This window comes from Streptomyces sp. NPDC050388, assembly GCF_040655635.1.
Lineage (GTDB): Bacteria > Actinomycetota > Actinomycetes > Streptomycetales > Streptomycetaceae > Streptomyces.
Map to the genome: position 1 here is coordinate 1 of NZ_JBFAKH010000165.1, position 7,527 is coordinate 7,527.

8 protein-coding genes and 3 pseudogenes are annotated in these 7,527 nt (G+C 69.5%); 9 read left to right on the top strand and 2 right to left on the bottom strand.

Translation table 11 applies throughout. The annotated features are described in order from the left end of the window. Positions 1-95 precede the first annotated feature (95 nt). Positions 96-599, bottom strand: a pseudogene (locus tag AB0I73_RS39340) (helix-turn-helix domain-containing protein); the annotation flags it as partial. A gap of 92 nt (positions 600-691) precedes the next feature. Between AB0I73_RS39340 and AB0I73_RS39345 the strand changes: the two are divergent. From AB0I73_RS39345 to AB0I73_RS39375, 7 genes and pseudogenes are all read left to right on the top strand, one after another. Next, entirely contained in the window at positions 692-1,117 is a 426-nt protein-coding gene (locus tag AB0I73_RS39345; protein WP_363045196.1) for a hypothetical protein, read from the top strand. A 132-nt stretch (positions 1,118-1,249) separates the two neighbouring features. After that, a complete protein-coding gene (locus AB0I73_RS39350) occupies positions 1,250-1,528 on the top strand; it encodes a hypothetical protein (RefSeq protein ID WP_363045203.1) in 279 nt (92 codons plus the stop codon). Then, on the top strand, positions 1,485-2,039 hold the full coding sequence (locus tag AB0I73_RS39355; protein WP_363045197.1) for a DUF6879 family protein: 555 nt from the start codon (positions 1,485-1,487) through the stop codon (positions 2,037-2,039). The genes AB0I73_RS39350 and AB0I73_RS39355 overlap by 44 nt, the downstream gene beginning before the upstream one ends. 7 nt (positions 2,040-2,046) lie before the next feature. After that, positions 2,047-2,895 carry a helix-turn-helix transcriptional regulator gene (locus tag AB0I73_RS39360; protein WP_363045198.1) on the top strand — a complete coding sequence of 283 codons (849 nt, stop codon included), beginning with the start codon at positions 2,047-2,049 and terminating at the stop codon, positions 2,893-2,895. Positions 2,896-2,989: 94 nt separating this feature from the next. Next, positions 2,990-3,175: a hypothetical protein gene (locus AB0I73_RS39365; protein ID WP_363045199.1), complete on the top strand. Its 186-nt coding sequence runs from the start codon at positions 2,990-2,992 to the stop codon at positions 3,173-3,175. Continuing rightward, positions 3,172-3,558: a restriction endonuclease gene (locus AB0I73_RS39370; RefSeq protein ID WP_363045200.1), complete on the top strand. Its 387-nt coding sequence runs from the start codon at positions 3,172-3,174 to the stop codon at positions 3,556-3,558. Before AB0I73_RS39365 ends, AB0I73_RS39370 begins: the two co-directional genes overlap by 4 nt. Before the next feature lie 154 nt (positions 3,559-3,712). After that, a pseudogene (locus AB0I73_RS39375) lies at positions 3,713-4,421 on the top strand (IS6 family transposase). A gap of 378 nt (positions 4,422-4,799) precedes the next feature. On the opposite strand, the gene AB0I73_RS39380 reads toward AB0I73_RS39375, so the two are convergent. Next, the gene (locus AB0I73_RS39380) at positions 4,800-5,456 is read right to left on the bottom strand and encodes a DUF6461 domain-containing protein (RefSeq protein ID WP_363045201.1); all 657 of its coding nucleotides are present in this window, start codon (positions 5,454-5,456) and stop codon (positions 4,800-4,802) included. A gap of 656 nt (positions 5,457-6,112) precedes the next feature. Between AB0I73_RS39380 and AB0I73_RS39385 the strand changes: the two genes are divergently transcribed. Continuing rightward, on the top strand, positions 6,113-6,910 hold the full coding sequence (locus tag AB0I73_RS39385; RefSeq protein WP_363045202.1) for a hypothetical protein: 798 nt from the start codon (positions 6,113-6,115) through the stop codon (positions 6,908-6,910). A gap of 343 nt (positions 6,911-7,253) precedes the next feature. Then, positions 7,254-7,527 (top strand): annotated as a pseudogene (locus tag AB0I73_RS39390) (streptogrisin B precursor); the annotation flags it as partial.

Here is a 7,527-nt window from a genome sequence, read left to right on the forward strand (position 1 = left end):
TGCCCACCACGGCCTGAAAACAGGCCAGAACCGCGGGCCCACCACACCTCGACACACCGTCAGACACCCGCACACCCAACAACGTGACAACGCCCCCGCCACGTCGGGCTGCCACGGCGCGGAGCCGGTTCAATGCCGGCCGCCGTCAGGATCTTCCAGACCGTCGTCGCACCGACCGAGTGGCCCAGGCGCGCAAGCTCTCCCTGGATCCGACGGCAGCCCCAGCGCGGATTCTCTTTGGCCAGCCGCAGCACCAGCGCCTTCACCGCGCTCGCCGTTGGCGGCCTCCCGGGCTTGCTCCGGTGCCTGCTGTAGTCCCATTTCCGGGCGATCAGCCTGCGGTGCCACACAAGCAAGGTCCCGGGCGTCACCGGGAACACCTGCGCCCACCGACGTCGGGGGAACAGCGAGGACAGCGCCGCGAACCACAGTCGGTCCGCAGACTCGTACCGCACCGGGCCCGTGAGCTGCCTGCGCAGCACCGCGTTCTCATGCCGCAGCACCAGCAGTTCGGCGTCTTTGGCCGCGTCTCGACGCAGCAGCACCGCCGGGACCGCGAGTAGCTTCCGTGCCACCTGGTACATCAGTGAGACAACCACCCGGACAGGGTTCCAGTAAGCCGTCGTGGCGCGCCAGACCCACTCCGAGCAGCAGCGATGAGTTTCCGAACGGCACACGGGAGAGCGCGACGGTGCACGTGGTTCTCGGTGAGATCGCCATCTTCCCGGACGCCGACTGCAGGACCGCGCTCCCCGGGCCCGGAGGCGAAGAGAGTGGCGTTCCACTGAGTCCCGAGCAGAGCGCGGCGGTTCTGCGGGAGCGCTGCCTGGGCTTCCTCTTCGGCTTCCCGAGCCTGCCCATCCAACTGGACGGGGTGATCTGGCAGTCGAACGGCGAGCTGCCCGTCGACGCGGACTACCTGGCGGGCGTTGACCGGGACATGAACCGCGCCGGACTGCGCCCCCTGGGCTGGACGCTCTGCGAGCGGTGGCCCGACCAGCACAGGCAACTGCCCGCATCCGACCGGATGAAGGACCCCGGCTTCGTCCAGCGGTACCAGCCCGTCGCTGGGCGCCTGCGCATGGCGCTGGACGCCCGCCCCGGCGGTAGGAACTGACCGGTGAGGGCTGGCTCGCTCTGCGACCCGTGGGTCAGCCCCCGGCGTTCTCGGTCCTCTTGACCGGCTCTTCGGTCTGCGGGACGGTCGATGCGCGCAACTATGCGCAACCACGTCGCAGGGGAGAGTGCCATGACGTTACGGTTCGTCGGGATCGACCCGAACACCGGAGGCGAGGGATCGCCCACGGTGTGGGTGGAAGAGGAGAGCGCGGACCTGATCCTCCAGGGCGAGGAAGCCGATGGACTCCTGAAGGCCCTGGTCGGCTCCACCGAGTGGGTGGCCGGCCACAAGACCGGGATCCCCGCGCACGAGCGGGTGATCCGGATTCCCGCTCGCATGGTGCCGATTCTGAGGGAGGCGTGCGATGCCGCTGAACACGCAAGCGCTGAACACCGCGACGTTCGCTGAGCTGCTCGCCGACACCCACTACACGGCGGTCCACCTGGAGATGCGTGACGTCTACGCGGTGGGCGACGAAGCGGACGACTTCGAGGCATTCCTGCGCACCGGCGTCCCGAACCTCGATCCGGCCCGCTCGTTCTGGCCGCAGTGGATGCCGCTCGTGAAGGAGGCGGTCGCCCGCGGCGTGGTGATGCGCCGGGCGCGGATCGTCTCCGAGCCGGTTACCGACTACATCCGCTACGAGCACGCCATTACCCCGCTCAACCTCCAGGCCGGAGAGGACGTGCGCTGGCTGCCCCGCCGCCGCGCCTCCGACATCGCGCTGCCCGGCAACGACTTCTGGCTTCTGGACGGGCGGCTCGTGCAGTTCCACCACTTCACCGGCACCGGCGACTGGGTGACGGACGGCAAGGAGCGCACCGTCGACCCGGCGGCCGTCGCGCTGTGCGCAGCCGCGTTTGAGACGGTGTGGGAACGCGGCATCCCGCACGAGAAGTACACCGTGCAGGCCCCCTGAGCAGCCTATGCCCGCCTCTCCATCGTCCAGCGCCCAAGGAGCCCGTGAGGCGCTCGCGGTGCGCTTGCAGCACCTGCGCAAGGACGCCGGCCTCACCGGGAAGGAACTCTCCGCCCGGTGCGGCTGGCACCCGGCGAAGACCACCCGCATCCAGAAGGGCGACGCCGCGCCCTCCGACGCGGACATCCGCACCTGGTGCGCGGCGTGCGGTGCCGACGACCAGGCCGACGACCTGATCGCCACCGCCCGCGCCGTCGACTCCATGTACCTGGAGTGGCGCCGCCTGCACCGCACCGGCATGCGCAAGTCCCAGGAGGGCTGGAACGCCCTGCACGAGCAGACCCGCGTCTGCCGGGTCTACGTCTCCAACGTGCCGCCCGGCTTCTTCCAGACGCCGGCGTTCGCCACGGCCCTCATGGAGCAGATCACCACCTTCCAGGGCACCCCCAACGACGTCTCTGAAGCAGTCGCCGCCCGCGTCGCCCGCTCCCGCTTCCTGTACGAGGGCGGCCACCGCTACGTCGTCCTCATGGAGGAATCCGTCCTGCGCTACCGCACTGCCGACCCCGACGCCATGCGCGGGCAGCTGCGCCACCTCCTGGCCGTGATGCCGCTGGCGTCCGTCTCGCTCGGGATCATCCCGTTCACCGCGCAGCGCACCGTGTGGCCGCTTGAGGCGTTCTACCTCCACGACGACACCACGGCCGTGGTGGAGACCCTGACGGCGGAGATCAAGGTGACTCAGCCGCGCGAACTCGCCGACTACGCCAAGGCGTTCACCGCGCTGACGGAGATGGCCGTCTACGGCGACGCCGCCCGCGCGCTCATCGGGGCCGCGATCGACGCCCTGAAGTGAACCTCCGCAATTATCCGCAATCTAGTTGAGCCCGCAGCCGTGCTCTCCGTAGCGTCCAACGACACCGACGCACCCAGCAACGAAAGCGGTGCCCATGAGCGCCCCCACAACCGCCGGCACCGAACCGGAAGGCCGCGGCCTCCAGCCGCCCGCCTTCAACCGGCCCTCCCCGGCACTGCTGGCCCGCGCCGGCCGCGGCTACGCCCGCTTCCTCACCCTCCAGGCCCCGGACGACAGCACCGGCGACCACGGCCAGGACGACCCGGCGAAGCACCGGTGAGCGACACACACGCCGTGCTCCACGACCCCTACGGCCTGATCGAGGCCGAACTCCCCCTGGACCGCGCCCCGTACGAGGCACTCGTCACCGCCGTCCTCGCGTGGGAGAACCCGAACCTCGCGCCCCGCGACTACGAGCAGATCGCCCTCCAGCTGACCGGGCACGCCCGAGCCGTCGCCGCCAACGTCCGCCGCCACGCCGCCGCCCTGCCCAAGAGCGACGGCCGCGGCGCCCTCGCCGAAGCCGTCCTGTGCGAAGCCGACGGACGCCTGTCCACACCACTGGAAGGCACCGCCCGGTGCGCCCAGAACCGCGCCCGACTCGTACGGGCTCTCTACACGTGGCTGGACCGCCTCACAGAAGCCCTCCCGGCCGCCACGTAGTCGGGGAAGGGCCACCACCGCCGCTGCGCCGCTGATGCGCTGCTCCGACCCGGCCGTCGTAACCGCCACCGAGCAGCTACTGCACGGGTGTTGTCAACTTGGCTGACACGTCGAGTGCCTGGGACGATTCTCGAGTCCTTGGCCGTCGGGAGGGGTGCCGTGTCACCGGCGGACAAAGGGGTACCGGTTCCCGGCGGAAATCGTCGCTCCCTGCGTGGGGCTCTACCACCGCCTCCCCCCTGAGCTATCGCGAGGCGGAGGAACTGATGCTCGCCCGGGGCGTGACCGTCTCGTACGAGACGATCCGGCAGTGGTGCGTGAAGTTCGGCCCGGCCCAGGCCCGCGAGCCGCGGCGGCGCCGACCCCGGGCCGGTGACACGTGGCATCTCGACGAGGTCTTCACCAAGGTGAACGGCGAGCGGCACTACCTGTGGCGGGCGGTCGACCAGGACGGCAACGTGCTGGACATCCTCGTTCAGCCCAAGCGCGACACCCGCGCCGCCGTGCGGTTCTTCCGCCGGCTCTTGAAGGGCCTGGAGTACGTGCCACGGGTGATCGTCACTGACAAGCTGCGCTCCTACGGCGCGGCCCACCGCCAGGTCATGCCGGGAGTAGAGCACCGCACCTCGAAGTACCTGAACAACCGGGCGGAAAACAGTCCTCAGCCGACGCGGCAGCGCGAACGCGCCATGAAGGGCTTCCGCTCCGTCGGCGGAGCCCAGCGGTTCCTGTCCGCGTTCAGCGGCATCTCACCGCACTTCCGGCCCCGCCGTCACCACCTCACTGCCCCTGACTACCGCGCCGAGACGACCCGCCGCTTCACCACCTGGAACGACGTCACTGACCTGCCCACACCAGCCTGACCACAGCACCGCCCCCGCTCCCACCCGGCCTCGGCCTGCCCGGCCCCGGATCACCCCCTCAAGTTGACAACGCCCCCGGAATGGTTCATCGTTCAGGCTGCCCACGTACCAGTCGTCGTCGTTGACGGCTTTCACCAGACAGAGTTCGTGGAACCCCAAGACGATCTCGGGGTGGAGCCGCTCGCCCTGGGCCGGCCAGCTCATCACGACGCGATCGGTATCGAGAGGCCTGGCCTCATCGTCGCCCGAGACCTTGCGGATCTCCTCCAGAGTCCAACCCGCCGGTAGCCGCCTGCCTGCCATCCCATGATGACAGCCATCGCACGCGCCGAGCGCGGCACGGCTTCTTGGAGCACACTCAGCTCATCGCAGCCGTGCTCATGGGAGCCATGCCGCCTCCGGTTGGCCGAAGAGCCCGGAGGGTGAGATGAGCCGCACGGTGCGAAGCGCCATGTCCATCCACCCGGGATCGACGGCCACACCCATGGTGCGCTCCAGGAGCGCGAAGGACTCGGCGCACAGGGACTCCATGTGGAAGACGACCCCTGCTGCCCAGGCGGGGACGTCCGGTTCCGGATCCATCCAGGCCGCATCCTCCAGCTCGAAGGGGTCGAACATGCCGTCCACGCGGCCGTCGAGGGCGTGCATGACCTGGTACCTGGCGTTCACATTCCGGTGGACGCTGAAGAACTCGCCTCCATCAGCGGAGATCCGTCTGGCGATCTCCGGGATGCTGCCGTGGTAGCCCCATTCGATGGCGATGACGTGCCGGTCGGCGGTGAGCACACGAAGCAGCTCGTAGTCCTCATAGAGGTGAGCTGCTTGCTCCTCGACGGTCTCGGTAAACGTCATCAGCCGCGACGCTTCGGGATCGCCACCGAACGCCTGGATCACCTCGTTCTCCGTCTTCCCCGCGATCACGGAGAAGGTGTACGCATCGGGCTCGTCGGCGTCGGCCCACGCGTATCGGGCGACGAGGTCCTCCCACTTCGCAGCGTCGCTGCACTTCGGGCCCCGAGGCGCGTCAGGAGTCATGGTGCCGCACCCTACAGAGCGGTCGGCGTAGCGACTTTGACCGGGAGTTGCTTTGGCGCGAGTGATCACGGCCCCTTACGCCGGTCCGCGGATCGGGCCGGCGTGTGGACCTGAGGCAGCGAAAAGCCCCCTCCCGGCGGAGAAACCGCAGGCAGGGGGCTTTTTCGCGGGCGCTTACTTCTTCTTGCCCTGGGTCTGGCGGGCCCGTTTTTCGCCACTGGTCAGAAAGCCGCACACCTCGCATGACCTGCCGTCGGGCGGTCGTTGTTGGTCGTTGTCTGTCGTCGTTGGTCCTCTTCGGAGGGCCCAGAGAGGGCCCGGCTCCTCAAGCCGCCAACGGGCCCGCCGTTCACTGCGCTGCCCTCTTGGACGGTACGGACGTGCGTGAAGCCCTGCGCGGTGCGCGCCGTCAGGTATGGGTCGGGAGCGACCTCACACGATCGAGGCGGGCCCAGGCAGACCAGCAGCCGACCTGCGGGCCCTCCTCGTGCTGACGAATGCCGAGGTCCAACGCTGACGGACGACCGCCCAATGCTGCGAAGTCAAAGCGCCGCGGCCGGCGCGAGCGCCCCAGCCCCGGCCCACACCAGCCCCGTGACCTGCAGCTTCAGGCTGGACGATGCCCCTTGTCGGTGCGGTGCGCTTCACTGCCTGCCATGGAGCTCACGCAAGCGACCGTCACCGACCTGCTGGCCCGACTCGGCCCGGGGGACGGCTACCTGTACCTGCCCAGCGCCCTGGACCCGCAGGAGCTGACCGACCTGCTCGACGGCAGGTACGGTGCCCCGCGCACCCTCGTCCTTGACGGCTTCACCGATCCGACGGCCGATGAGTCCAGGGGCGCGGCTCTCCTCGTCCCCTTCGAGGACCGGGCCGTGACGATACGGGCATGGGCGTATGGGGACCAGTGGGTCGGCACGGGTACGGCGCGGGACGCCGAGGGGGCCGAGCGGCCGGTGCTGGTGGTCGCCCACCGGGAGGTGCCCGAACCCTTGGCGGTCGCTCCGGACGAGGACGTCGACTGGATGGAGCGGCTCAGACGGATCACCAGCTGGACACAGCCCGTTCAGCGGCCGGACGTGGACTGGGCGGAGGTGGAGTCGCGCCTGGGCACCGCGCTGCCGAGCGACTACAGGCACATGGTCGAGACGTTCGGCGAGGGCGCCTTCGACGGATTCCTGAACCTGATCCAGGAGCCGTGGACAGCTCTCGGAGAGGACGGTCTGCTCATCTGGGCGGGCACTGAGCACGAGGACCTGTACTGCTGGAGGGCCGAGGGCGACGACCCCGACCGCTGGCCCGTCGTGGTCCGGTCCTTCGACGGTGAGGACGTCCCCTTCGACTGCCAGGCGGCGGAGTTCGTCTGCCGCATCCTCGTCGACGCGCACCATCCGTTCACGATGGCCCGCTATTTCGACACCCACTGGTTCATGAACTACCCGGAGAGCGGCTGACCGCATCCTGCCCCCAGCAGCCCCTTTCCACCCGGCTCTCCTCGGAGTCCGCGAGGCACTCCGGGCCCGGCATCGCGATTCCGGCGAACCGGCAATGCGCCGGATGATCACCTACCACCGATCACGCTCCCGAGCGGCACGAGCACCCCAGCCCCGCCCACACCAGCCCCGCGCCCTGCAACTTCAGGTTGAAACGAGCCCAGCGGGCCGCACCGGAGTGGGAAATGACACTTCCACTCCGGTGCGTCCGGTTCCTCCCGAGGCGGCCTGTCGACTCGGGGACGGTTCCCCCACCATGGGTGCACCGAAGCGCGACTCCACCGCGTCCCCACTGGGAGGAACCGTGAGACGCTCGCCCATCCTCGTAACCCTGACTGCCATCCTGACCGCCCTCGCCGCCGTGTTCCTGACGGCACCCGCCGCATCGGCGGCGCCGACCGCCGTACGCGGCGGTGACACGTTGTACGGCGACGGCGGCGCCCGATGCACGGTCGCCTTCAACGCCCTTGGCGGCAGCACGTCCTACGGCATCCTCGCGGGGCACTGCGCGGGTACCAGCACCACCTGGTACGCGGATTCGGCCCGCACGGTGCCCGTCGGCACCACCGCCGGATACA